This window comes from Sphingomonas sediminicola (genome assembly GCF_014489515.1).
Lineage (GTDB): Bacteria > Pseudomonadota > Alphaproteobacteria > Sphingomonadales > Sphingomonadaceae > Sphingomicrobium > Sphingomicrobium sediminicola.
Window position 1 is genome coordinate 2,221,106 of record NZ_CP060782.1, and the last position, 24,615, is coordinate 2,245,720.

The following is a 24,615-nucleotide window of genomic DNA, read 5'->3' on the forward strand; positions in this document are numbered from 1 at the left end:
TCGTCGATTATTGCGCGGTGTTGGTTACCGGCTGCGTCTGATTGCCCTGTGCCGCGTTTACCCGGACGGTCGGAACCGGGACGGAGACGTCCTTCTGGTCCGTCCCGACACTGACGGTTCCGGTTTCAACGTCGAAAGCGGGCGTTTGCCCGCCGGTAGCGGTGATTCCGTTTTGGGTCACCGACACTTCCGGCGCCTTCGCGGGCCGAATTTGATTGATATCCAGGAGGCCCGTGGCCACCAGCACGATCAAGGCGACGACCGCCAGGATCAAGACGAGAAGAACTGCGCGCATCCCCTGCTCCCTCTGTTACGTTGCCGACACAACGCAGTTGTTGGCGTCCGGGTTTCCTCGCAAGAGTTGACGTGTCTCCCCTTAAGGGTATCGGGCCACGGCTTTCCGGGCCCCTCTTGTGGGTGGCCCGTCCCAAAGAATCAGGATTGAACATCATGTCGCGCGTTTGCGAGCTGACCGGCAAGGGCCGGCAGGTGGGACACAATGTTTCCCACGCCAATAACAAGACCAAGCGGACGTTCCTGCCGAACCTGCAGAACGTGACCTTGATCTCCGATGCTCTTGGCCAGAGCGTGAAGCTGCGCGTTTCGACGCACGGCCTGCGTTCGGTCGAGCATGTCGGCGGCCTCGACAACTGGCTGCTGAAGACCAGCGACGACAAACTGTCGCCAAAGGTCCGCAAGCTGAAGCGCGAGATCGCCAAGAAGGGTCAGGCCGCGGCCTAACCCTGCGGCAGCCCGAGCAGGGCTGCTAGTTCGCCAGAGCTTCTTCCTCTGCAAACGCCGCAGCGCTGCGCCGATGCTTTCTGCGCCGCCGGCGCATGCGCAGCCACATCAATATCCCCGTGACCGCCAGGGCCGCCGGCAGGATCCCTCCCAAGAAGATGACCACCTGCCACAGCAGCGGCATTCCGGTGCCGTCGTGAATTCGGCGCATCGTCCGCGCGAATGTCTCGGGCGTGGCATTCGCAACGGATGCGTCTGCGTCCGAATCCTTCACACTCACTTCGACCGGCTTGCCCTCGCTTCTGACAGATATGATCCAAGCGGCCTTCTTGTCCGTCGGCCAGGCAATCGACGCGACCTCGCCCGGCACTACCAGTTGGGCTGCCGCGACGGCTTCATCAGGACTTTGTGCCGGTGCCGCCAGCGGCTGCGACGGCCCTGATTGAGGTCCGTTCGGAGGGTTGAACACCGCCGGGAAGGAAATCCACACTCCGGTCGCTGACAGCACGGCGAGCGGGAGCGCGATCCAGAAGCCTCCCGTGTGATGCAGGTTCGAATTGAAATCCGGCCGGCGCCGCCAGCGTAGTCCGCGCGCGAAGCTGCCCTTCAGCGGCCACCATAACCAGATGCCGGTGAGCGAAGACAGTAGCATCGCAACCCCGATCCAGCCGACAATCTGCCTTCCGATGGGTCCCAGCATGAAGGTGCCGTGGATCACATGCAGCAGGCCCAGCGCGCCGTCCCGAGGACCTCCGCGTTCGATCGGTTGCGCGGACTTCGGATCCAGCCAAACAATCGCCCGCGAAGGCCTCCCCCCGCCTGCCGGCTGCTTCGTCAAAGTTATTTGGACCGCGCCATTCTCTTGGGGAAACGTGAGCATGGAAATTTGCTCGCCAGGCTGCGCGAGCTTCAAGGCGCCGACGGCATAAGCCGAGGGCGGCAGGTCTGCCGATCCCGCGACTGGATATCGCTCGGGGTAGAGCTGCCGGTCGATCCAGTCGTGCCAGACCAGCGCCGCACCGGTCAGCGAGATCGGAATGATCAGGATGGCAAGTGAGATGCCGAGCCATTTGTGAATCTGGAACCAGAGGCCGCGGAGGCGAATCATTTTCGGACTCATGTTTAGCCCATAGCTTCTTGAGAATGGCTCGCAATAGGAAGCCTATTTCCTGAACGAATGTTGCGAGTTCCGTTCAGTTTCAGTGAAGGACGAATCGGGCATAAGTCTCTCAAGTGACGAGGTTTCCCCCTTTTCCTCGTTGCCCAAAGAGGCCGGCCACGGCCGACTGTATCCCTCGCGTCGCGTAACGAGGGGGGCCCGGTGTGCGTAGTGCGCCGGGCCCAACTTCGTCCGGTCAGGGCGTTTCGAACAATCGGGCGAGCTGCTCGATCATCGCCCCTCCAAGCTGCTCCGCATCCATGATCGTCACTGCACGGCTGTAATAGCGCGTGACGTCGTGCCCGATTCCAATCGCGACCAGCTCGACCGTAGACCTGCGCTCCACCCATTCGATGACCTGCCGAAGGTGACGCTCGAGATAGGCGCCGCCGTTGGCCGACGCAGTCGAATCATCGACCGGAGCGCCATCGGAAATCACCATTAGGATTCGGCGCTCCTCCGGCCGCGCGATCAGCCGATTGTGTGCCCAGAGCAGCGCCTCGCCGTCGATGTTTTCCTTGAGCAGGCCCTCGCGCATCATAAGGCCGAGGTTGCGCTTGGCATGGCGGTAAGGCTCGTCAGCCCTTTTATAGACGATGTGGCGGAGGTCATTGAGGCGGCCCGGGTTCGCCGGACGGCCGTCCGAGAGCCATAGCTCGCGGCTCTGCCCGCCCTTCCACGCACGTGTCGTGAAGCCGAGCACTTCGCTGGCGACTCCGACCCGCTCCAGCGTCCGAGTGAGGATGTCGGCGCAAATTGCGGCGATGGCGATCGGGCGCCCGCGCATCGATCCGCTATTGTCGATCAGGACGCCGACGACCGTGTCACGAAATTCCGTGTCGCGCTCGATCTTGTAGCTGAGCGAATGCATCGGGTTCACGACGACGCGTGCCAGCCGCGCAGCGTCGAGCAACCCCTCCTCTTGGTCGAAGTCCCAGCTTCGGGCCTGCTGTGCCATCAGGCGCCGCTGCAGCCGGTTTGCGAGCTTTGTCACAACATTGTGAAGTCCGCCCATTTGCTGGTCGAGATAGGCGCGGAGCCGGGTCAGCTCTTCTTCGTCGCAAAGCTCGTCCGCCTCGACCATCTCATCGAAGCGCGTCGTGAAAGGCTTGTAGTCTGTTTCCGGGGAAAGGTCCCAGTTGCGACGGGCCGGAGCGGACAATGCGCTTTCGGCGGTGTCGTCACCATCGGCCAGATCGTCGTCGCCGAGCTCCATCTCCTGCGGCGAGGTGTCCGCGTCGCCCTCTTGGTCGACCTGCTCGGCACGCATCTCGGCCTCGCCAGCACTGGGACCCGTCTCATTCTCGTCCTCGCCCTGCTCGGGCCCGCCTTCCTCTCCCTCTTCGCCTTCTCCGCCTTCTTCCGGAGGCTGCTCGCTTTCCTCGGATGCTGCCGCCAGGTCGAGGTCCTCTAGCAGCCGTCGGGCAACCTTCGCGAAGGCGGCCTGGTCGTCGAGCGTCAGTGCAAGCGCATCGAGCTCGACGCCGGCCTTCTCCTCGATCCACGGCGCGACGAGATCGAGGCCAGACCTGGCGGAAGCAGGCGGTGCATCGCCGGTCAGGCGTTGGCGGGCGAGGAGGCCGATCGCCGTTGCAAGCGGCACTTCCTCCGCGCTCCGGGCGCGAAGGATCGCGTCGCCACGAACACGAGCCTCGGTCAGTTCAGAAAGGTTGTTCCGAACGCCGGACATGGTCCGCGCACCGAGCGCCTCGAAGCGTGCCGTCTCCAGCGCATCGAAAACCGCCCGCGCATCCGGGTCGACGGGCGCTGCGGACGCATGAAGCCGGTCGTTGTGATGGCGGAGCCGCAACGCCAGCGAATCGGCAGCCCCGCGCGCCTCGGCGACAAGCTTGGGCTGCATCGAGGGGCCAGGCGACGGGACGCGGGCGGTCTTTCCTGATGGCGGCGCAGCTTCGGACGCGAAGGCAACCTCCACATCCGGATCGCGAGCGATCGCCCGCGCCGCCCCAGCAAGGGCACGCCGGAACAGGTCGATCGCCTCTGCCATTCGGGTTCAGCTGGCCTTGGAGGCCACGCTCTCGGGAAGGTCCGTGCCGAAGACCCGCTGATAATATTCGGCGATCAGCGGTCGCTCGGCTTCGTCGCACTTGTTGAGGAATGTCACCCTGAACGCGAAACCGACGTCGCCGAAGATCAGGCTGTTCTGCGCCCAGCTGATCACCGTCCGCGGGCTCATCACGGTCGAAATATCGCCGTTGATGAAGCCCTGCCTCGACAGGTCCGCCACCTTGATCATCTTCTCGACGGTCGTCTTGCCATCCGGATTGTCATACTCGCCCGACTTGGCGAGCACGATCTGCGCCTCGACCGCGGCCGGCAGGTAGTTGAGAGTCGCGACAATGTTCCAGCGGTCCATCTGGCCCTGATTGATCGCCTGGGTGCCATGATAGAGGCCGGTCGTATCGCCGAGCCCGATGGTGTTGGTGGTGGCGAACAGCCGGAAGAACGGGTTCGGGCGGATCACCCGGTTCTGATCGAGCAAGGTCAGCTTGCCTTCGGTCTCCAGCACGCGCTGAATAACGAACATCACGTCCGGACGGCCGGCATCATATTCGTCGAACACGAGCGCAACCGGGTGCTGGAGCGCCCACGGAAGCAGGCCTTCGCGAAACTCGGTAACCTGCTGACCTTCCTTGAGCACGATCGCGTCGCGGCCGACGAGATCGATGCGGCTGATGTGCGCGTCGAGATTGATGCGGATCAGGGGCCAGTTCAGCCTCGCCGCAACCTGCTCGATGTGGGTGGACTTGCCGGTCCCGTGATAGCCTTGGACCATCACGCGGCGGTTCTTCGCGAAGCCGGCGCAGATCGCCAGCGTCGTGTCCGGGTCGAAGACGTAAGCAGGGTCGAGATCGGGGACGCGCTCGTCGGCCTCGCTGAACGCGGGCACTTCCATGTCGCTGTCGATCCCGAAAAGGTCGCGGATCTTCGCCATCTTGTCGGGTGCGGCCATTACGGTCTCGCCGCGGCTCTCGGGCTTCACGTTGGATAGTTCGGTCATCGTGGAGTCCCTTACGGGAAGGGCGCTGGCGCCTCAATAAGATGGATGGTGCTAGTCGACCTTCTCGGGAAGCGGGAAGAGCGTGACGAATCGCCGCGCCAGTTCGACGTCCCCTTCGACGCCGATCGTCTCTAGGGGCGCTCCGCCGTAGATCACCGCCGCGAGGCCCTCTGGAGTGGTCGTCATGACCACGTCACACCGCGCATCCAGTCGCCGCTCCACATGCAGCTCGCCGCCGCAGAGCTTCGCGGAGTAGCTCGTCTCCCCGAAGCGGAAGCCGAAAAGGCCCTCCATGCCTTGCGCCCGGTCCGCATCGATCATGGTTTCAAGCGACATCATGATCGCCGCGTGGCTGAGCGGAAGCGTCGGGTCGTGAAGCGGACTGCGCGCCGCCCATTTGCCGAGCTTTCCGATCACCGGAGCCACTTCGAGCGCCCATGGCGTCGCTTCATAGACCTGCACGGACGCAGGAGGCGGCAGGCGCATCTTCCGTACGAGCCCGCGCTCTTCAAGTTCGGTCAGGCGCTGTGTCAGCACATTGGCGCTGATTCCCGGTAGATCCGCTCTCAATTCCGAGAAGCGCTTCGAACCGTACGTTAGCTCGCGAAGGATCAGCATCGCCCAACGCTCGCCGATCAGCTCCAGCGCATGGGCCAGCCCGCAGGCATCGTCGTACCGTCTCTTTGCCTCTGAATTCGCCAACTTAGTTACTTTTTCTAACGAGTCAGTTGCAATTTATGACTTCACGGGCCAGAAGGCAAGGAAATCGAGTCGCAAGGGAGAGAAAGATGGCGCGGTTGATCTTCGTGAACCTGCCGGTTGATGACCTCGAACGGTCCAAGCTTTTCTACGAAGCGATCGGCGCCCGGAACGAGCCGAAGTTCTCCAACGAAGCTGCGGCGATGATGGTTCTGTCGGACACCATCCACATCATGCTGCTGACCAAGCCCTTCTATTCGACGTTCACCAGCAAGCCGATTGCTGACGCTCACAGCAGCAGCCAAGTCATCCTCTGCGTGTCGTGCGCTAGCGCGGCCGAAGTGGACCAGCTCGTCGAGGTCGCTGCCGCCAATGGCGGAAGGGCCGATCCCGGCCCGAAGCAGGACATGGGAGGAATGATGTACGGCCGCAGCTTCGAGGATCCGGACGGGCATCACTGGGAGCCGATGTGGATGGACCCACAGATGGCCGAACAGGGCGCACATCCTGTCGAATCCGTCACTGCTGATAGCTGATAGTGGAGTAAGGAGCGCACGCCATGCCGGTCGATTCGACTGCATCTTCCGAAGTGACGGCCTATCGCTGGGTACCGGATTTTGCCCAAGGGCTGGTCAGAGACCTTCGGGTCCGCTGGGCGCTCGAGGAGATCGATCGGCCCTACCGGGTTCGCCTGCTCGACGTCACCAAGCCCCGGCCGGACGAATATTTCTGCGAGCAGCCCTTCGGGCAGGTCCCGGCATACCGCGACGACGAGGTTCAGCTGTTCGAGAGCGGCGCGATCCTGATCCACCTGGGTTTGCAGGATGAGCGCCTTTTGCCGGCGGATCACGCGCAAAGGATGCGCGCGATCGCCTGGCTCATCGCCTCACTGAATAGCGTCGAGCCGGCCATTTTCCCGCTGCTCATGATCAATGTCTTCAACAAGGGCGAACCGTGGACGGAGGAGGCGCGCCCGAAGTTTCTCGAACGTCTCAACAGCCGACTGAAATGCATGTCCGATGCGCTAGGCGACAAGGAATGGCTTGAGGGGCGTTTCACCATCGCCGACCTGATGCTCGTCACCGTGCTCCGGCAGCTCCGCGGTGGAAAGACAGTCGACCAATTCCCCAATCTCGCCGCACTAGTTGCTCGCGGCGAGGCGAGGCCCGCCTTCCAGCGCGCGCTCGCCGACCAGCTCGAAGTCTTTGCGAAGAACCAGCCGGAGCCGCAGCCGGCCTGAACCAGGATATCCTGAATTCCCGAACCCGAAGGAGAGGACAATGACCTATTTCGAAGGATTCGTGCTGCCAGTCCCGGAGAGCAGGCGGGAGGAGTATCGGAAGCACGCGGCAGGCGCGGCTCCTCTGTTCCACGAGATCGGCGTCCAGCGTCACTTCGAGGCTTGGGACAGCGACGTTCCGGAAGGCAAGGTGACCGACTTCCGAAAAGCCGTCGACGCCAAGCCCGATGAGAAGGTCGTCTTCTCCTGGTTTGAATATCCCGACCGGGCGGCCCGCGACGCGGCCAATGAGAAGATGATGAGCGATCCGCGAATGAAGGAAATGGGTGAGACCATGCCCTTCGACGGCAAGCGGATGATCATGGGCGGCTTCGACGCGATCGTCGAGGAAGGCGGCTCGACAGGCGGATATACGGACGGCTTCGTCGTGCCGGTGCCGGAGAGCAAGAAGGAAGCATACCGCGAACTCGCTTCCAAGATGGCGAAGGTCTTCCGCGAGCACGGCGCAAACCGGGTCGTCGAGGCAATCGCCGACGACGTGAATCATGGCAAGGTCACCGACTTCTACCGCGCGGTGAAGGCCGAGGACGGCGAAACGGTCGTCTTCAGCTTCATCGAATGGCCGGACAAGCAGGCTCGCGACGACGCCTGGGCCAAGATCATGGCTGACGAGAGCATGAAGCCGGATGGTGACATGCCATTCTCCGGACAACGTATGTTCTGGGGCGGCTTCGAGCCGATCCTCGACAGCACGCCCGCCAGGACAATCGAGAACGCCTGAACGGCGTCAAAGCGCAAAGAAAGGGACGGACAATGTCCGAAGTGACTGACGCGCCCACCAGATCCGAAACGGCAACCACGCCCGGCCGCTGCAGGGAAGCAATGTCTGGTACGAGCTAATGACGACCGATCCCGATGGCGCGACGGCGTTCTACGGAAACGTGGTCGGCTGGAAGATCAGCGAGAGCATCCCGGGCAACCAGGACTATCGAATGATCGGACGGAGCGACGGCGGCTTTGCCGGCGGAGTACTCGGCCTCACGGACGAGATGCGACAGCACGGCGCCCGGCCGATTTGGCTGGGCTACATCGGGGTCGACGACGTCGACCCGACGGTCTCGAAGATCGAGGCGAAGGGCGGCAAGGCGCTGATGCCCGCCTTCGATATTCCGCAGGGCCGGATTGCGATGGTCGCTGACCCGCAGGGCAATCCCTTCTACGTCATGAAGCCCATTCCGCCGGCCGATAAGCCCGACGCCGAAAGCGACGTCTTTTCGGCGACGGCTGAGCAGCGTGTCGGATGGAACGAGCTGACGACGGCCGATCCGGCCGCCGCGCGCCAATTCTACGACGAGCTGTTCGGCTGGACGAGCGACGACTTCATGCCGATGGGCGAGCTCGGCGAATATCGCTTCTTCGCTCACAACGGGACGACGATCGGCGCGGTCTGCGGCGTCATGCCCGGCGGAAGCAGCGGCTGGCGCTACTACTTCCGCGTCCCGTCCATCTCGACTGCGGTCGAGGCGGTGAAAGCCGGCGGCGGAACTGTCTCCATGGGACCGCACGAAGTCCCGGGTGGCGATCACATCATCATCGGAAACGACCCGCAGGGCGCGGAATTCGCACTCGTGGGCAAGGCCTGAGGAGAGAGAAAATGGCCAGTAACAAGCTGACCACCTGCCTGTGGTTCGACAAGGGCGAAGCGCGCAAGGCGGCCGAATTCTATGCCTCGGTCTTTCCCGATACTCATGTCGGCAAGGCCCATTCGGCAAGCTCGGATTTCCCTGGCGGCGAGCAGGGCGAGGAGCTGACCGTCGATTTCACTGTTCTCGGCCAGAGCTTCGTTGGCCTCAACGGCGGTCCCAACTTCAAGGCCAATGAAGCGGTCAGCTTCATGGTCGTGACCGAGGACCAGGAAGAGACCGACCGCTACTGGAACGCCATCACCCAGAATGGCGGAAAGGAAAGCGAGTGCGGCTGGTGCAAGGACAGGTGGGGCTTCTCATGGCAGATCACGCCGCGTGTTCTGCTCGAAGCGATGGACAATCCCGATCGAGCGGCCGCCAAGCGCGCATTCGAGGCGATGATGACGATGCAGAAGATCGACGTCGCAAAGATCGAGGCGGCCCTGCGCGGGGACAAGGTCGATGCGTAAGCTGACTGGCGCCGTTTTCCTTTCGCTCGACGGCATCATGCAGGCGCCGGGCGGACCCGAAGAGGATCCGACCGGAGGCTTCCGGTTCGGAGGCTGGACGGCGCCTTTCTGGGACGAGGACATGGGTCCGTTCGAGAAGATACTTGGGTCCGAGTACGACCTGCTCCTGGCAAAGCGGACTTACGACATCTTCTCGGCCTACTGGCCGTACAACCAGGACAATCCGATCGGCGCCAGGTTTCAGCGCATCAACAAATATGTGCTGACCCATTCGGAAGAGCCGCTGAGCTGGGAGAATAGCCACAAGCTATCCGGCGATACGGCCGCGGCCGTCGAAGAGCTCAAGCGCAGCGGAAGCCGGGACCTTCTGATCCAGGGAAGCAGCACGCTATACACGCCTCTCATCTCGGCGGGGTTGATCGACCGATTGGTGCTGATGACGTTCCCCGTCGTACTCGGGGAAGGAAAGAGCATCTTCGACGGGTCGCTGGAGCCGCGTGGCCTGAAGCTTGTCGACAGCTTCGTCTCCGGAACGGGAGTCGTCACGGCGATCTACGAGCCGGCGGGCGACGTGAAGACCGGCACGTTCGAGACCAAGGAGCCGAGCGAGGCCGAGCTTGAGCGCCGCGAGAAATGGGCCCGGGAGGACGCATGAGCCTGGAGTTCTTCGGGCACCCGTTCAGCAGCTACACTCAAAAGGTGCTGATCGCCCTATGGGCCGACGAAACGCCGTTCAACTATCGGATGATCGAGGATCCGGCCAATATGGAAGAGCTCAAGCGGCACTCGCCGTACGGGCTCTTCCCGCTGCTGATCGACGAGGGCCGGCCAGTGTTCGAGTCCTCCACGATCATCGAGCATCTCCATGCCCACCATCGCGGATCCAACGATTGGATTCCGGAAGGCGAGACGGGGCGGCGAGTCCGCTTCCTCGACCGCTTCTTCGACCTGTACGTCATGGGCAACATGCAAAGGCCGGTAGCCGATACGATCCGCCCGGAAGGCGCCAATCGCGATCCGTTCGGAGTGGAGAAGGCGCGCGGGACCTGCACACGGCCTACGACTGGCTGGAGGCAAATCTCGGCGAAGGCCCTTGGGCCGTCGGCGAGAGCTTCACAATGGCCGACTGCGCCGCCGCTCCCAGCCTGTTCTACGCCGACTGGATCGAGGAAATCGGACCAGACCGGCCAAGGCTGGCGGCGTATCGCGCCCGCCTGCTTGCGCATCCCATTGTCGCCAGGGCGGTCGACGAGGGGCGCCCCTACAGGCATTATTTTCCACTTGGCGCACCCGATCGCGATTAGTCGCGTAACCAATTGGCTGGTCGCCGCGAATGGCAGATGTGAGAACCTTCCGGAGCCAAATCGATGCCTAACCGAGCCCCCGTTCTGAGCGCCCTCGCCGCGGCGTGCCTCTCGTTGGCCACCGCCGCCTCCGCCAAGGCGCCCATCGAGACAGCCGTCCTTGCCGGCGGTTGCTTCTGGGGAATGGAGGGCGTGTTCGAGCACGTGAAAGGCGTGACCAACGTCGTATCGGGTTATGCCGGAGGCTCAGCTTCAGACGCGAACTATGACCGGGTGAGCACCGAACGGACGGGCCATGCCGAGGCGGTCAGGATCAGCTTCGACCCGAGCCAGGTCAGCTACGCGCAGTTGCTGAAGATCTATTTCTCGGTTGCCCACGACCCCACGCAGGTGAACCGGCAGGGCCCCGACGTTGGGCCGAGCTATCGCTCGGCGATCTTCCCGCAGAACTCCGCGCAAAGGCAGATTGCAGCAAGCTTCATCGCGCAGCTGCGCGCGAGGCGGCCGATCGCGACCAGAATCGAGAGTGGCCCCTTCTTCCCCGCCGAAGCCTATCACCAGGACTTCATGCGGCGGAATCCGTACTACCCGTACATAATCGTGAACGACCGGCCCAAGCTTGCAAAGCTCAAGCAAGCCTATCCACAATATTGGAAGGCGTAAGCGGGCTTACTCGCCCTTCATTCCCCGCCGCGTTTGCGCGCGCTCGAGATCCTGGCGATCCTGGAGCTTGAGGTCCGCCCACTCGGCCCGAGTATGGCAAACCTTTCTCTTTGCGAGCCTGCTGCCCAGGATTTCCTGCCGCTCGCAGACTACCTCGTTGGGATCGGGTGTCGACGCTTGGGCGGGAGCCTGCGGCGCAGGAGCGGCTGCTTGGGCAATCGCAGTGCCGGTCATTCCAGCAAGAAGCGCTGCAGCCATGGACGCAGAAAAGGCTTTGAACATACTGAACCCTCCTCAGGGGAAGCGAAGATTATCGCCTCTGTGGACCTCAACCTCAAAGATTTTTTCGACGAACGGCGTCAGCGCGGCGCCCCGACGTCGAACGCAACCGTCAACCTTTCGCCCTCCGCGAACGGAACGGTCCCGTGCCACATCCATGACGGGAAGAGGACGAGTTGCGCCACTTTCGGCTCGATTTTTCGCCAGGGTGGCAGGTCGATACCAAGCAGCTGATCCGGTTCGCCCAAAGTGAACCAGCCCGCATCCTGGCGCTCGCCCGGCCCGCGCTCGGGTAGCGCGACGTAGAGCGCGGAGCTGATCCAGCCCAAGGGGTGGACGTGGTTGGAATGATGGCCCTCGGACCTCAGCCGCACCGACCAGCTGCCGGTGAATCTGACCCGTCGATCGCGTGGATGCCGAAGCAGCGGATGCTTCTCGTCGGTAGGCGGAAGCTGCGCCTTGAAATTTTCGACGGCGCCGACGATCGCCCGTCGCAGGTGGCGGATGGCGGGATCGATCCGACTGAGCAGCGGGCCGTCGGTTTGCGTGCCGCCGCGCACGGATTGGTCCAGATATTCGCCCTTCGCGACGTGAAGAGCCCTCAGCGTCTCCGCCAGTGTTTTGATCGGAGGCAGCGCATCTGACAGGTCGATAACGGAGACGAGCCGGGGATCACCTTCGAGCCATTCCGAGCGCGGGTCACCCGCCAGCCGCCAGGCCGTTGCCGTATAGGCCCAGATCTCCGCGTTCGGGTCGGTCTTCAAACGGCGATCGATCAGCGGCAATGCGGCATCGACCTCGCCGACGCGCAGCAAGTGACGGATTCGCCAACTTTCTAGCGCCTTGTCGATTGCCTCCGGGAAGGATCCGAAGAGCGCCGCCGGTTGCGCCTCCTCGTCGAACTCCGCCGCGTGAATGCCCTCGTAGATCTGGAACTCAGGCGCGCTCACGCCCGACGATCTCGCTCGTTCGACGATCTCCTTGAGCGAGCCGTAGGCCCGCGGCGGAGCTGCACGTGCAGCAGGGTCTCCCAGAGCGGCTGCGCTGCGGGGAACAGCATCAGGGCTTGCTCAAGAGAGGACGTCGCTTCCGCGGCACGGCCTTCCGTCGCCATCAGTTGGGCGAGCTGCTCGTGCCCGTACAACCATGCAGGTGCCCGCTCGAGCCTCGTCTGCAGATCTGAAATCGCAATGTCGCCCTCCCGCAGGCGGCACGCGCAGCGGCCATGCCGACAAGGAGTTCGCCATTCTTGGGTGCAAGGGCGAGTGCGCGTTCGTAGAGCGGTCGGGCGTCCAACCCGGCCTCCATGGCCGTGCGCGCATGACCGTGAGCGATGCTCGCATCTCCGGGGGCGAGCTTCGCGGCTTCTTCGAACGATTGCAGCGCTCGGTCATGTTCGTCGAGCGAGCGTTCCAGCAGCCCCTTCCACTGCCACAGAAGCGCGCTTCGTGCCTGACTGGCTCCACGCTCGATCAGCGGAAGCGCGCATTCCTCTTCGCCTTCCTCCAGCGCCTTGCTCGCAAGATCGGCGAGGGCCGCGACATCGACAGAGCTGGAAAGCGCAGACGCCATCGATGCCGTCTCGCTCATAACGCGCCAACTCCGCCCTCACTTCCGATCAGCGCCGCGACCGCGTTGCGCTCCGCCTCGCTGAGATCGGGATGCCAGACATCGAAAATGAAGACGACGCGCAGCTCATTGCTTGGATTGAGCGCCTCATGCTCGATCGTGTCATCGAACACGAAGGCTTCGCCGCGATTCCAGTAGCGGGTCTCCGCTCCGACCCGGAACCAGCAACCCTCGGGAACGACAAGCGGGAGGTGGCAGACGAGCCGAGCATTATTGACACCCACGTGCGGCGGAATCGCCGTATTCGGCGCTAGCAGTGAGAACATGGCATTGGGGCCAGAGCCACCGATGGTCGGCTGCGGAAACTTCTCGAGCAGCTCCAGCGTCCGCGGGCAATGGCGAGCATTGGCGTCGATCAGCTCGCCGTTCCGCCACAGGTGAATTGCGGTCCAGTCCGGGTTGCGATTGAGCGGCCGCCACTGCGCAAGCGGAAGATGATCGTCGTACTGAATGTACGGCACGAGCTCGGCGCGCTCCGCAGCCATCACGGCTTGAAGTTCGGACGCTATCGTTTCGGTCGCCGCCTCGAGCTCATCGATCCAGGGGAACAGGAGACGCGGATGGAATTCGCGCTGGGCAAGCTCCGGAAAGAAGAAGTGCGTCGGCGTGCTGTAAAAGGGCTTCGTTCGGCCGAGCACGTTGTTCCGAAAACGCTCGATACGCGCCCGTTCCTGGTCGTCCGCGCCTTGCTCGACTCCCCCATCGCCGCCTTCATGCGGCGTTCCCGGGCGTCGATCCATGCAGCATGTTGCCGCTCGCCCTCTGCGACGACAGATGCGAGCTGCGGCGGAAGGTCCGCGTCCGGTTTCTGGGCAAGGGCATGGCTCCAGGCCTGTCCCGCGTCCGGATGACCGAGCCTTTGCAGAAGGCTCGCTCGCATCAGCAGCATGGTAAAGTCGAGCGGCGATATGGTCAGCGCACGGTGGACAGCTTCCAGCGCGGCGTCGGGGCTGCCGGTCGCCCGATGAAGTGCAGCCACCTTCATCCAGAGCTCGGCATTACCCGGGCTTCCTTCCGCAGCCTCGCTGAGAAGGGTCACCGCCCGACGCAGATCGCCCGCCGCGACGGCCTGCTCTGCTTGAGTAACGAGGCCGCCGGACTGCATCAGATCACAGGCTGTAGCCGAACTTGGCTAGCCATGGCTCGAGAACGGGGAGGACCGGCTCGAGGTGCTCGCGGAAGTTCGTCCAGCGTCCCGCCGCCTGACTGTAGATCGGCTGCGCAACCTGAGCGTAGCTCGCGGTCTTGATGCGGCCGCGGCTGAGAGCGGTCGACTCATGGTCGAGAACATCGTCGCTCCATTCGAGGCCAAGGAAATCGAGCAAAGACCGAAGCTCGATTTCGCGATCGCCGACGACATTCTCGTAGACGACCTTGTGAACGGATAGCCCGAGCAAGCCCTGCGCCTTTTCGAAATAGGAGAAGCTGAGGTCATAGAGCTCCGCAGCCGTGTCGAGGCCAAGGAAGTTGGACATGCCGTCGTTCAGCTTGAAGTTGGTTGCGTAGCAGCTGAACACAACGTCGCACGGATGCCGCAGCGCGAGGATGATGCGTGCTTCCGGGAATAGCCGGCGGATCGTCGGCAAGGCGTTCATCGACAATGGGTTCTTGTCGATCAGCAGCTTGCCGGGCGCGAGCGGGGTGCGCTCACCGGCGACCTTGAAATATTCATTCCTCGCTTCCTCGATCCGCTGGTCGCTCGCATCAGCAAGCGCATCGAAGGGCAGGATCTTGGACGCCTTGAGCAGCGTCGGCTCTTCTTCGAGGACTTCGACGTTGGGATGTCCCATGAGCATCGTGTCGAGGAGGGTCGTGCCTGAACGCGGGAAGCCGACCAGGAACGCCGGGGACGGACGATCGCACTTGGAAGCGTCTTCGCGCCAACCCTTCAGCCACTTGGCCGAAATGGTCTCCCGCTGGTTGCCGACGACGGTACGGTAAGCCGCAGCGCGCTCCTCAGGCCGGGTCGGATCGCCACGCTGGATTTCGTTCATTCGCGTGTAGGCGGCAAAGGCTTCGTCGTAGTGGCCGGCCCCTTCTTCGAGTTGGCCGAGAAGGTGGCAGCGGCGCGCAGTCTCCAGCTCGTCGGGAACCTTCTCCAGCGCAGCGAGGCCCTCATCGAACTTCTTTTGACGGCGATAATCGAACGCCCGAATGAAGTTCAGGACATCTTCGCCAACTCCGCGCTTCTGAGCTTCGTTGACCAGGTTCGAAAGGTCGCCGGTCCGGTTGGTCAGCTCGAAAACCACCGCAAGGCCCAGATTGGCGAGCGAATTGCCAGGTTCACGCTCGACCGCCTTGCGATAGGCTTCCTCTGCAGCCTCGGTGTGAAGGAGGTTGAGACGCTGGCTCGCGAGCGCGAGAAGAAGTTCGATGTCAGCAGGATCGCGTTTCGATGCAGCCTCGATCGCTTCGAGGGCCGGTTCTTCCCTGCCCAGCTCCTTCAGCATTGCGTGCAGCTCGCGAAGGGATTTGGTGTCTTGCGGAAAATCCTCCGCCATTCGGCGAAGCTGGGCTTCCGCATCGTCGACGCGGCCTACCGCCGCAAGAGCCGTCGCGTAATTCAATCGGATGGGCGGCGCTGCCGAATTGAGATCCGAAGCGCGCTCGAGCGCCGCCACGCTGCCTTCGATGTCGCCGGCCAGCCGACGGGCATTGCCCAGGTTATTCCAGCTCTCCCAATCCTCTGGCGCTACGGCGACGATGGATTCGTAAGTCCGGATCGCCGCAGAATAGTCGCCGACCTGCTGGGCAAGGAATGCCCGAACGCGCAAGAGTTGCATGGTCGGATCGGTACGCGCCACATCCTCCGACAAAGCATCGAGCGCCCCTGCGAAATCGCCTTTCTGGGCCAGAGCGGTTGCCAGGTTGGAGGAAACGACCGGGTCGGAAGGGCGCGCCTGCCGGGCGGCTTGAAGGTGCCGAATCCCTGCGTCCAGATTGCCGGTCTGACAGTGCAAAGTGCCGATCATCGCATTGAGAGCGGCGACGTCTCCGCCGTTGGCGAGCGCGCGTTCGGCGATGCTTACTGCTTCGGGGATTCTGCCTGATCGAGCAGCCGTTATGGCTTCGCGGATTGCGGCGGCGGTTTGGTCGTCGAGAACGGAAACGGCGGTCATGAGCGGCTGTCTAGCGCAATTGCCGACGAGTGACAGCCTCAGCCGTCGGTATGGCGCGCAAAAGAAAAGGGCGGCGGATCCGAAGACCCACCGCCCAATTCTTGGCTAGCCGTTACGCTTAGCCGCGCTCTGGCGCAGGCGGCGGCGGAGGCGGCGGAGGCGGCGGGGCCGGGCAGGCCTCGGTCGCCAGGATCACCGAACCATCCGGGCAGGTCTGCGTAGCAGGCGGCGGCGGAGGCGGCGGCGGCGGCGGGGCTGCCGGCACAACCGGAGCCGGAGCCGGCTTCGGAGGCAGGAAGTCGATCGTCGCACCAACCCACAACAGGCGGCCGAGAGCATCCCAGGTACCCGGGTAGGTGTTGCCATTGCACGGACCGGCCGGGCAGAGGTTCGAACCGCTACGGTTGGCGTTACCACCCGTGATACGCGGCGGGTCGTTGTCGAACAGGTTGTTAATACCTGCCCGCAGGCTGACCCGATCCATCAGGTTGAACGTACCGGAGAGGTCGAAGTAGTTCTGCGCCTTCACGCTCAGGCCCGGCTCATAGTTGAAGTCGCCTCCAACCGTGTTGTTGTCCTGAGTCGTTTCAGCCTTGACCTTGCCGACATAGCGCCACGCCAGCGACAGGCCGAGACCGAAGTTCGACTGCCACGACGCACGCATCTTGTGACGCCATTTCGGGATCGGGGCCGACGCGGCAACCGTGCCGCCCGAGCAGACCGGACCGTAGAAGCCGACGCAATCGTACGGCTCGGACAGGCCGTTATCGACCCGCGCCTTAAGCATGCGCGTTCCGAGGAAGCTCCACGACATCTTGCCGAAGTTGAACAGCGGATGCGAGTAGGCGGCATTCACGTCGATACCGCGGTTGCGCATCTTCGCCGTGTTCAGCGGCAGATCGCTCACGTAGCCGTTCGGCGTCAACCAGATCGAGCCCGCGGTGTCGCGGTTGATCAGGTCGCAGGCCGGCGACGTGAAGCTTGCCGTCGAGTCGGCAACGCAGGTCTTCAGGATGGCATCCGCGCCCAGACCCTGGATCGCGTTCTCCAGCTTGATGTCCCACCAGTCGACCGTCAGCGCCAGCCTCGGGATGAAGCTCGGCTGGATCACGGTGCCCAGTGTGATCGTCGTGCCCTTTTCGGGTGTCAGCTGGGGTTACCACCGAGCAGGCCGTTGTACTGTCCGGCCGGGTTGGCAGTCGGCGACTGACCGACGACGAGACCCTGTGCGAGACAGCCGTAATCGGTGGCGGTGATGACCTTTGCGCAAGGATCATCGCTGCCGTCGAGTCCGACGAACTGCGGGGCGAACAGCTCCTGGATGTTCGGGGCGCGAACCGCGCGGTTGTACGAGCCGCGGAAGCGGATGTCGCGGATTGGTGCAAACTCGAGAGCGAGCTTGTACGTGTCCGTGTCGTACTTGCGGTCGTTGCTGGTCGTGTACCAGGACTTACGATAGCCGGCGCTGAAGGTCAGCTCATCGATGAAGCTGTTCTGGATGATCGGCACCTGCATTTCGCCGAACACTTCCCAGACCCTGAAGTTGCCGCTGACCGGAAGCGTTGGTGCTCCCTGGCCAGTGAGGTCGCCCGTCTGGAACGACTGGTCGGGGTTCAATTCGAGCGACTCACGCCGATACTCGACACCCGCGTTAACCGCGACGCCATCCTCGGCCCACGGAGTCTTCCAGCCCATCTCGCCAAGCAGTCCGGTCACGTTGAAGTTGGCGATCTGCTCCGAGGTAATGCCCTGAATGACGCCGAAGACGTTCAGGTAGTTGACGGCGGCGGCCGACGGACCGGCACCGAACGGATCGTACGGTACGCAAGTCGGATCCGACTGATCGAGAACCGAACGGCAGACGATCTGCGAACCCGCCGTTCCCACCGGAACGACTGCGCCATTGGCGTCGACGTTCACGACATTGAGAGCGCGGTTCAGACGCGCAATCGAGAACTCGTTCTTGTAGACCTGCGTGTAGTTCGTACGGCCGTACTGGAAGTACGAGTCATACGAGAACACGTTCGACAGGTCGCCACGCATGCCGAGCACGCCACGCCATGCCTGGTGACGAAGATCGGAAATACGCGGGCCGCCTTCCGTGTTGCGACGAAGCAACTGGAAGAAGCCCTGATTGTACGTGTTGCCGCGAGCATCGAAGAAGTTGATCGGCGCAGCACCCGGGTTCGGGTTGTACGAGGCACCAGCCGCGAGCGGGAAATTCCCGACAAACCCGTTGATCAGGTTGTTCGGATTGCCGCAAATCGCCGCGAGCTGCTGAGCCGACATCAGCGGGTTGTCGCAGTTGATGGTCAGCGTGTTGCCGAAGTCGCCCGACGGCGCGATCTGCGCCAGCGTGCGGTCGTCCATGAACATGAACTCAAGGTACGGCTTGAAGGCCGGGCTGATTTCATAGTTCGCGAACGCGCCAGCAATGTAGCGCTCGTCAGGCCGCTGGAAATAGTTCAGCGGAGCGAAATTGTAGAGGTTCTGGGCAAATGGCGTAATCGTTCCCGGCCCGAGAGCCGCGACCGTCGACGTGACACTGCCTTCCGTGGTCGTCGCGAAGATGACCGCAGTTCCGGGATTTGCAGTCGCCGAACCGCCGCAACGCGGAGTGCCGCGAGTCGTGTTCTGCAGAACGCAGGCCGAGTAGTCGCGGTCGCGCTGAAGGACGGGCTTCGTGTTGCGATATCCGAAATAGGCAACCGCATGGCCGCGGCCGTCGTCGAAGCCGGCGCCGATGGTGACGGTGCCGTCGATCGAGCGGCCGTCCGTAACGCTGCCAGTCGGAAGCGGGAAACCGCGATTGTTGATGATGTCCGCCATGTGGATCGTGTCGCCAACGGTCCGGCCAGTACAGTAGCCCTGTCCTGCTGCGACGCTGGCACAATTGCCCACACGAGGATTATCCTGGTTGTGCTGCCAGGTGCTCCAATTGCCGTCGAAGCGGATACCTTCGAACTCAGTGTCCATGATGAAGTTGACGACGCCCGCGACCGCGTCCGCACCGTACACCGACGATGCACCGCCGGTCAGGACTTCCGCACGGCGGATCAGCGCCGACGGGATGACGTTAAGGTCGGCCGACAGGTTCGCGCTGTTCGGGTCGCCCGGCATCATGCGGCGGCCGTTGATCAGGACGAGCGAGCGCTTCGCACCCATATAGCGAAGGTCGACTTCGGCGGTGCCGGTTGCGCCGTTCGAAACGCCCGACGCCTGCGCAGCGCCGACCGACGGCAGCTGGTTGAGAACGTCCTCGACCCTGGTCGAACCGGAGAGCTTCACGTCCTGGTCGTTGACGACCGTGACCGGAGCGGCGCTCTCGAGGTTCGGCTGCGGAATGCGCGAACCGGTGACGATGATGTCCTGTCCACCCTGGACGTCCTCACCCTCGGCCGAAACCGACGGCGTGGGCTGGGCTTCGACTGGACCGCTGGGTTCAGATGCGGCTGGTGCCGTATCCTGCGCCCAGGCGGGCGCTCCCAATGCGCTGGCGCCGACCAGCAAGGTCGTCGCGAGCAGGTTTTGCCGCAGGTTCGTTCTCATTCTACTCCCCTTATTCGGCCCATGATTGCTGGGCGCACGTGGCGCTCTCATTGTCCGATAAGTTTAACAGAACAAGATTCCGCGACCCGCTTGCGACGCTTTTCCGGAATGGTGTGTCGGCGAAACAACATAAACGCGCCGGTAAGGATTGGCGGACCGCCACGAGCCAATGGCCCCACTCGGCCCTTCCCTAAAGGCTGCGCTCCTTGTCATGCCGAGACAGCACGTAACTCAAGACGAACAGAGGGAAGATCCACGCCAGGCGCGCCTGGTATCGATCGGACAACCCAGACGCCAACACACAGAAAGCTGCGTTGACCGCGAGAACCGAGATAATCAGCGAAATAGCCGTCAACTGAGATTGCGTCAGGCGTCGAGCATTGATGCCGATCCAGACCGTGCAAAGTGCAATCACGGCGTAGATGGCCACATTCAGGGCATAGATCGTGGCGGACGGGATGTTGGCCATTTCCACGAAATCGGGGTTTCCCGATGAATCCGGACGGACCTGGTCTCCGTACCGGGCTGGCCGCACCCAGAACCAGACGGATTGTTTCACGACGTGTTGCGCCAGGTTCCCAAGCTCTGTCCCAGGATAGGCGAGCGCGGCCCGGAAGACGATTTCGCTCTCTTCGGCGCGTATCCTGTCCATCTGTTCCGGGGTTGCGCGTCCGTCGAGACCGGTATCGTTGAACAGGAATCCGCCCACGGTCGTGGGGATCTTTGTGCCGAAGACCTCGCACACGGCATACCGAGGGGTCCGGCATTCCTTTTCCAGATACCAGCGCGCCGGTCCGTCGGAGACCGACCGGGCCAGCGCGTGGGGATAGTGCTTCGCGACGACGCTCGTTTCGCCGAAGGCGACGAAGCCGGCGCCGACCGTGATGATCCCGCCAGCCAGGAGGGGCGCCCAAAGCCATGCCAGTCGCATTGCCGGCCGCAGCTCGGATTTGCGGCGCCAAAGCGCGACGCCCGTCCCAGCGATGCATAGCCACAGGGCCAGCGGAACGATGCTCGCGTGAACTGCGACGGCCAGGCTTGCGATTGCGGCCAGGGCGAAACGAACACCCCGCGAGAGACGCTCGAGACCGGTAAACAGGACGATCTGGCAGGCCGCGACAATACCGGCGAAAACGTCGGGCAATGCGAATGCAGTGAACATCGGGAGGGACGACGCAGCTGACAGCGTGATGCCGAGGATCAGATAGGCTTTCTTCGAAACAACGCCGAGGCTCGAAGCAACGACTGCGCAAGCGAAAGCGGCCAGCACAGTCTGGAAAAGGGCAAGGCCGATCATGGTGTAGGCTGGCCAGCTGAAGAGATAGGCCAGGACGCTGTAAGGGATCGATCGGACGCCCCTGGCGCTCGCGGCTTCGGAGCGTGCGCGCTCTACCGAACTCGTCTCTACGGCTTCATTTGCTCCCCTGCTTTGACCGGATGGGGGCCAGCCATGAGATCCGCCTTGCCGATGACGAATTCGACGGATGCCTTGCCGCCCTTAACGTAAGCGGCGCTGTCGGCGATGTAGGCGGGGCGCCCGAAAAGGATGAGCGGCCAAAGAAGGAGCGCGGCGAACAATAAGGTTCGCCAGGCCAGGTCTCGATCCAGACGCACGATCCCAGCACCGTTCCGAAGCCCTGAAACCTCATGATTTGACCGAATGCGATCCACTTGAATTCCCAAGACGTCGGAATGCGACAGCAAGCTATAAGCACGCCACGGCGTCAACCTCCGCTCTATCGGAAAGCATTTGGAGACAAGCCGGCTCAGCTTCCTTGGTTCAAATTGGAACAGGACTTGCGGGAAGAGCCTCGAGAGACTTGCGAACCACGCAGCGCTTCAGCCAGCTACTTGCGCGGAATCCGAAGGGCGCGGGGGGACGCGCGTTGACAGTGAAACGTCCGGTTGCTCTGTTCCAATCGCCCTCAGAGGCAGGAAAATAGCAATGCCGGCGAAGTCTCGACGCGGACCAATCCATTCACGAAGCCGCGCGCGATGAATCGCGTCCTGGTTACTGGCGCGAGTGGATTCATCGGATCCCACGTGACACGCCACCTTCTGGCAGAAGGACGTGAGGTTCATGTGCTCCTTCGCCCGGATTCCACTCCACCGCGGCTGGAAGATCTTGGCGGAGTTCGCCGATGGACCGGCGATCTGCATGATAGGGCTGCACTTGAAGTTTGTCTGAAAGGCGCTCGACCCGATCGCATCATTCATTGCGCGGGGGTTTCGCGTGCCCGGCACATGTCAGGCTGGGCTCCGATCCGGGAGGCTTTTCGCGTCAATGTCGACGGTCTCATTAATTTGGTGGAGGCCGCCTGCGCGAGCGGGGCACCGATCCGCCGCCTGGTCCGGCTCGGCGGCCTGGAAGAATATGGCAGCGGACCTTCCCCGTTTGTCGAAACGCAGCGAGAGATGCCGCGATCGGCCTATTCGGCCAGCCAGGTGGCCGGAACGCATCTGCTCGAGGCGCTCCAGCCTACCCTTCCCTTCGAAGCCGTGACCCTGCGGCCAACCCTGATCTACGGGAGCGGCCAGTCGACCGACTTCATGATCCCCGCTTTGATAGAGGCCCTGCTGGCGGAGCGGCCATTCCCATTGAGCGAAGGACGACAGCGGCGCGACATGCTCCATATCGACGATCTCGTGACGGCGATCCTGGCTGCTTCGACCGCAGACAATGCAGGAGGCGAAGTGATCAATATCGCGAGCGGAAAGGCGCCAATGGTCCGTACCATAGCTCTCACGATTGGGCGCATGATGGGGCGCCCCCATCTCCTCAGGCTAGGCGAGCTTCCGGATCGTCCGAACGACATCGTCGACCTTCGCGGCGACGCGTCGAAGGCAGAGCGTCTTCTCGCCTGGAGGCCGACGATCTCGCTAGTCCGCGGCCTCGCTCAAACGATCGAGTGGCACCGGTCGAGAATTTCGGCAGGATGCGCGGCATGAGCCTTGCGAGTGGCCTTCACGCACTGTTCGCGCCGATGCGGCAACGCGCGATCATGGCGATATCGGCCTATCGCGTTCGCGCGCGTCATTCGACCCTCAACGCACATGCGACCTCTATCTGGGACTACGGATTTCACGATCTCGACGCCATCGAGCTCGGGAAAGATGTAACGGTCGGACCGCATGCGGTCATACTGGTGTATCATCGCTCGCCATTTAGCGACGTGCCTGGACGCCTGATCGTCGGCGACCGGTCAAGCATCGGCGTCGGTTCCAATGTGCGCGCGGCCGGCGGCACGATCCGCATCGGCGCGGGTACAGGAATTGCGCAGTACAATGTGCTTGTTGCGGCGAACCACGTTTTGCGGCCGGGCGAACCTCGCTTCCATGTTCGGTGGGATGAAAGCCGATCTGGCATCGAGATCGGAAACAATGTCTGGATCGGCGCCGGCTGTGTAATCCTGCCCGGCACCGTGATTGGCGACGATGCAGTCATAGCCGCAGGCAGCGTAGTCCGGGGTAATGTTCCATCCGGGGAGCTCTGGGGCGGCGTGCCGGCTCGCAAGATCAAGGCAGTCGGCGAAGAGCGAGCTGAGTAAACCGGGCGATTGCCTCTCAGCCGACAGGGGCCGCGGACTGCCGGCCGAAGCGCCTGATCGAGACCTTCTCATCAGGCGTGAGGAATGGCCACAAGCCCCCAATCAGAACGAGGCAGGCGACCACTCTGAGCGGGATTGAGCCGAGGACCTCGCCCTGCGCCAAATAGGGCGCGATCATCAGTGCCGCGACTGCGTATCCGACAAGCAGTATCGAAGATCCGGTCATCACATAGCCACGGCGATGCAGCCGTTGCGCGCCCAGGGCGAATGTCACGATGGCCCCGGCGAGCATTGCTGCAGCGGCGCCGTTCATGCCGAAATGCGGAATGAGGGCGACGCACAGCAGTGTCGAGACAATGCATCCCGCAATCGACTTGACGGTCACGATCCAGAGCTCGTCGAGCGCGAACAGCAATTGCATTTGGACGTTCGTCTGGATGATGACCAACTGCCAAACGAGAAATGCAGGAAGCCAACCGGCGGCCACGATGAATTTGGATGAAAACAGGACGATCAGCGCGAATTTAGCGAACAATACCAGTGGCACGGACATCGCGATCAGAAGCATGAGCTGGCGGCGGCGGAACAGGTCGAACGTGGCGAATTTATCGGCGATAGGCGAAGGCCGGTTGAGCTGTGGGCCGAGGTATCGCGCCGCCATTGCGACCATCACCGCTCCCACTGCGAGGACCATGCTCAGTATTGCCTGAAGCCACCCGCCGGTCTCGATCCCCAGTGAATGTGCAGTCACGTATCTTACGACGAGCAGCGAAAAGGCAGTGCCGACTAGCGACGCGTAGAACGCAACGGCCGTGGGAATGATGTCCGGCCTCGCGCGTATCTCGGCAATCAAGCTCGCATTCCTGTCGAAAACCGGCAGGTGGAGGGTCCGCTTGAAATAGATGAGCGCCCAAGCAATCAGTACGGCGATCGCGATGGCCTGAGCCACATAGATCTCGAGTATATCGCCCCACAGCAGTCCGATGCCGGCCGCAACGGTCGTTATCGCGGCAATCGCGAACGAAAGACTGGCAGCGCCCACCGGGCGCAAACCCGCCGCCAGGACATTCGGAAGAAACAGTCCGAGGGCGAACAACGGCGCGTTGACCAACGCCACTCCGAATTCGAGTGAGTACGCTGCTACCGTCGGGCCGAACAGCGCGGGGCGAGCAAGTAGGGCGATGCCGAGGGCACCGCATCCGATTACCGACGCGACAACGATTGCTTGCAGAAAGGCAGCATATTGACGCGCGAAGTCAGGACGCCCGTACGACCTGGACATCACCCGCACCGCCACGGTCGGCAGGCTAAGCGCGAATACCATGCCGACAAGGATGATCAGCTGGTCAGTCAGGCCGACCAAACCGAGCCCGGCCGGGCCGAGATCAACGGAAATCACCTTGGCCCTGACGACCTGGACAAGGATTGTCAGGACCTGAAGCAGTCCGATGATGACTATGGTCCTGAACATTATCGCCGTGCCACCTTCATACGCAAACTGGCGACGA

Annotated in this window: 26 protein-coding genes and 2 pseudogenes; 12 read left to right on the plus strand and 16 right to left on the minus strand. The window is 62.8% G+C overall.

Features of this window, described 5'->3' with window-relative positions; genetic code table 11:
• Positions 1-7 precede the first annotated feature (7 nt).
• Entirely contained in the window at positions 8-295 is a 288-nt protein-coding gene (locus H9L14_RS11950; RefSeq protein ID WP_187708266.1) for a hypothetical protein, read from the minus strand.
• Between the two features lie 155 nt (positions 296-450).
• On the opposite strand from H9L14_RS11950, the gene rpmB reads away from it, so the two are divergent.
• A complete protein-coding gene (gene rpmB, locus H9L14_RS11955) occupies positions 451-741 on the plus strand; it encodes a 50S ribosomal protein L28 (protein WP_187709968.1) in 291 nt (96 codons plus the stop codon).
• Between the two features lie 25 nt (positions 742-766).
• Here the strand turns inward: rpmB and H9L14_RS11960 are convergent, their stop codons facing one another.
• The 4 genes from H9L14_RS11960 to H9L14_RS11975 all read right to left on the minus strand — a co-directional run bounded on the left by H9L14_RS11960 (position 767) and on the right by H9L14_RS11975 (position 5,624).
• Positions 767-1,849: a PepSY-associated TM helix domain-containing protein gene (locus H9L14_RS11960; RefSeq protein WP_187708267.1), complete on the minus strand. Its 1,083-nt coding sequence runs from the start codon at positions 1,847-1,849 to the stop codon at positions 767-769.
• Between the two features lie 247 nt (positions 1,850-2,096).
• The gene (gene cobT / locus H9L14_RS11965; RefSeq protein WP_187708268.1) at positions 2,097-3,908 is read right to left on the minus strand and encodes a cobaltochelatase subunit CobT; all 1,812 of its coding nucleotides are present in this window, start codon (positions 3,906-3,908) and stop codon (positions 2,097-2,099) included.
• A 6-nt stretch (positions 3,909-3,914) separates the two neighbouring features.
• On the minus strand, positions 3,915-4,922 hold the full coding sequence (cobS, locus tag H9L14_RS11970; RefSeq protein ID WP_187708269.1) for a cobaltochelatase subunit CobS: 1,008 nt from the start codon (positions 4,920-4,922) through the stop codon (positions 3,915-3,917).
• A 51-nt stretch (positions 4,923-4,973) separates the two neighbouring features.
• Entirely contained in the window at positions 4,974-5,624 is a 651-nt protein-coding gene (locus H9L14_RS11975; protein WP_246444161.1) for a winged helix-turn-helix transcriptional regulator, read from the minus strand.
• Between the two features lie 86 nt (positions 5,625-5,710).
• On the opposite strand from H9L14_RS11975, the gene H9L14_RS11980 reads away from it, so the two are divergent.
• The 9 genes and pseudogenes from H9L14_RS11980 (at position 5,711) to msrA (ending at position 10,983) form a co-directional block, all read left to right on the plus strand.
• The gene (locus H9L14_RS11980) at positions 5,711-6,157 is read left to right on the plus strand and encodes a VOC family protein (protein WP_187708270.1); all 447 of its coding nucleotides are present in this window, start codon (positions 5,711-5,713) and stop codon (positions 6,155-6,157) included.
• 23 nt (positions 6,158-6,180) lie between these two features.
• Positions 6,181-6,861: a glutathione S-transferase family protein gene (locus H9L14_RS11985; RefSeq protein WP_187708271.1), complete on the plus strand. Its 681-nt coding sequence runs from the start codon at positions 6,181-6,183 to the stop codon at positions 6,859-6,861.
• Between the two features lie 40 nt (positions 6,862-6,901).
• Complete coding sequence (locus H9L14_RS17505; protein ID WP_187708272.1) at positions 6,902-7,642, plus strand: DUF1428 domain-containing protein; 741 nt, start codon at positions 6,902-6,904, stop codon at positions 7,640-7,642.
• Positions 7,643-7,760: 118 nt separating this feature from the next.
• Complete coding sequence (locus tag H9L14_RS11995) at positions 7,761-8,504, plus strand: VOC family protein (RefSeq protein ID WP_187708273.1); 744 nt, start codon at positions 7,761-7,763, stop codon at positions 8,502-8,504.
• Positions 8,505-8,515: 11 nt separating this feature from the next.
• Positions 8,516-9,016 (plus strand): VOC family protein, encoded by a 501-nt coding sequence (locus H9L14_RS12000; RefSeq protein ID WP_187708274.1) that lies wholly within the window; start codon positions 8,516-8,518, stop codon positions 9,014-9,016.
• Positions 9,009-9,671 carry a dihydrofolate reductase family protein gene (locus H9L14_RS12005; RefSeq protein ID WP_187708275.1) on the plus strand — a complete coding sequence of 221 codons (663 nt, stop codon included), beginning with the start codon at positions 9,009-9,011 and terminating at the stop codon, positions 9,669-9,671. The genes H9L14_RS12000 and H9L14_RS12005 overlap by 8 nt, the downstream gene beginning before the upstream one ends.
• Positions 9,668-9,838 (plus strand): annotated as a pseudogene (locus H9L14_RS16170) (glutathione S-transferase N-terminal domain-containing protein); the annotation flags it as partial. The gene H9L14_RS12005 and the pseudogene H9L14_RS16170, both read left to right, overlap by 4 nt.
• A gap of 68 nt (positions 9,839-9,906) precedes the next feature.
• The gene (locus tag H9L14_RS16175; RefSeq protein WP_246444626.1) at positions 9,907-10,320 is read left to right on the plus strand and encodes a glutathione S-transferase family protein; all 414 of its coding nucleotides are present in this window, start codon (positions 9,907-9,909) and stop codon (positions 10,318-10,320) included.
• 63 nt (positions 10,321-10,383) lie between these two features.
• Entirely contained in the window at positions 10,384-10,983 is a 600-nt protein-coding gene (gene msrA, locus H9L14_RS12015) for a peptide-methionine (S)-S-oxide reductase MsrA (RefSeq protein WP_187708276.1), read from the plus strand.
• A gap of 6 nt (positions 10,984-10,989) precedes the next feature.
• Here the strand turns inward: msrA and H9L14_RS12020 are convergent, their stop codons facing one another.
• The 10 genes and pseudogenes from H9L14_RS12020 to H9L14_RS15160 form a co-directional block, all read right to left on the minus strand.
• Complete coding sequence (locus tag H9L14_RS12020; protein ID WP_187708277.1) at positions 10,990-11,265, minus strand: hypothetical protein; 276 nt, start codon at positions 11,263-11,265, stop codon at positions 10,990-10,992.
• Positions 11,266-11,342: 77 nt separating this feature from the next.
• Complete coding sequence (locus H9L14_RS16180; RefSeq protein ID WP_246444164.1) at positions 11,343-12,212, minus strand: putative 2OG-Fe(II) oxygenase; 870 nt, start codon at positions 12,210-12,212, stop codon at positions 11,343-11,345.
• A 163-nt stretch (positions 12,213-12,375) separates the two neighbouring features.
• Positions 12,376-12,852: a hypothetical protein gene (locus H9L14_RS16185; protein WP_246444165.1), complete on the minus strand. Its 477-nt coding sequence runs from the start codon at positions 12,850-12,852 to the stop codon at positions 12,376-12,378.
• Positions 12,849-13,631: an aspartyl/asparaginyl beta-hydroxylase domain-containing protein gene (locus tag H9L14_RS12030; RefSeq protein ID WP_246444166.1), complete on the minus strand. Its 783-nt coding sequence runs from the start codon at positions 13,629-13,631 to the stop codon at positions 12,849-12,851. The genes H9L14_RS16185 and H9L14_RS12030 overlap by 4 nt, the downstream gene beginning before the upstream one ends.
• 188 nt (positions 13,632-13,819) lie before the next feature.
• A pseudogene (locus tag H9L14_RS16190) lies at positions 13,820-13,996 on the minus strand (tetratricopeptide repeat protein); the annotation flags it as partial.
• A gap of 4 nt (positions 13,997-14,000) precedes the next feature.
• A complete protein-coding gene (locus H9L14_RS12035) occupies positions 14,001-16,010 on the minus strand; it encodes a tetratricopeptide repeat-containing sulfotransferase family protein (protein ID WP_187708278.1) in 2,010 nt (669 codons plus the stop codon).
• 118 nt (positions 16,011-16,128) lie between these two features.
• A complete protein-coding gene (locus tag H9L14_RS16750) occupies positions 16,129-17,121 on the minus strand; it encodes a TonB-dependent receptor domain-containing protein (RefSeq protein ID WP_187708279.1) in 993 nt (330 codons plus the stop codon).
• 35 nt (positions 17,122-17,156) lie between these two features.
• Positions 17,157-19,559 (minus strand): TonB-dependent receptor, encoded by a 2,403-nt coding sequence (locus tag H9L14_RS12045; RefSeq protein ID WP_187708280.1) that lies wholly within the window; start codon positions 19,557-19,559, stop codon positions 17,157-17,159.
• Between the two features lie 190 nt (positions 19,560-19,749).
• Positions 19,750-20,856: a hypothetical protein gene (locus H9L14_RS12050; protein ID WP_187708281.1), complete on the minus strand. Its 1,107-nt coding sequence runs from the start codon at positions 20,854-20,856 to the stop codon at positions 19,750-19,752.
• A gap of 107 nt (positions 20,857-20,963) precedes the next feature.
• Complete coding sequence (locus tag H9L14_RS15160; RefSeq protein ID WP_222949829.1) at positions 20,964-21,173, minus strand: hypothetical protein; 210 nt, start codon at positions 21,171-21,173, stop codon at positions 20,964-20,966.
• Positions 21,174-21,554: 381 nt separating this feature from the next.
• Between H9L14_RS15160 and H9L14_RS12060 the strand changes: the two genes are divergently transcribed.
• Both H9L14_RS12060 and H9L14_RS12065 read left to right on the plus strand, forming a co-directional pair.
• Complete coding sequence (locus H9L14_RS12060; RefSeq protein ID WP_187708283.1) at positions 21,555-22,508, plus strand: NAD-dependent epimerase/dehydratase family protein; 954 nt, start codon at positions 21,555-21,557, stop codon at positions 22,506-22,508.
• Positions 22,505-23,107, plus strand: coding sequence for an acyltransferase (locus H9L14_RS12065; protein WP_187708284.1), 603 nt, complete (start codon positions 22,505-22,507; stop codon positions 23,105-23,107). The genes H9L14_RS12060 and H9L14_RS12065 overlap by 4 nt, the downstream gene beginning before the upstream one ends.
• 16 nt (positions 23,108-23,123) lie before the next feature.
• Here H9L14_RS12065 and H9L14_RS12070 read toward each other — a convergent pair whose 3' ends face one another.
• Entirely contained in the window at positions 23,124-24,578 is a 1,455-nt protein-coding gene (locus H9L14_RS12070; RefSeq protein WP_187708285.1) for an MATE family efflux transporter, read from the minus strand.
• Positions 24,579-24,615: the final 37 nt, after the last annotated feature.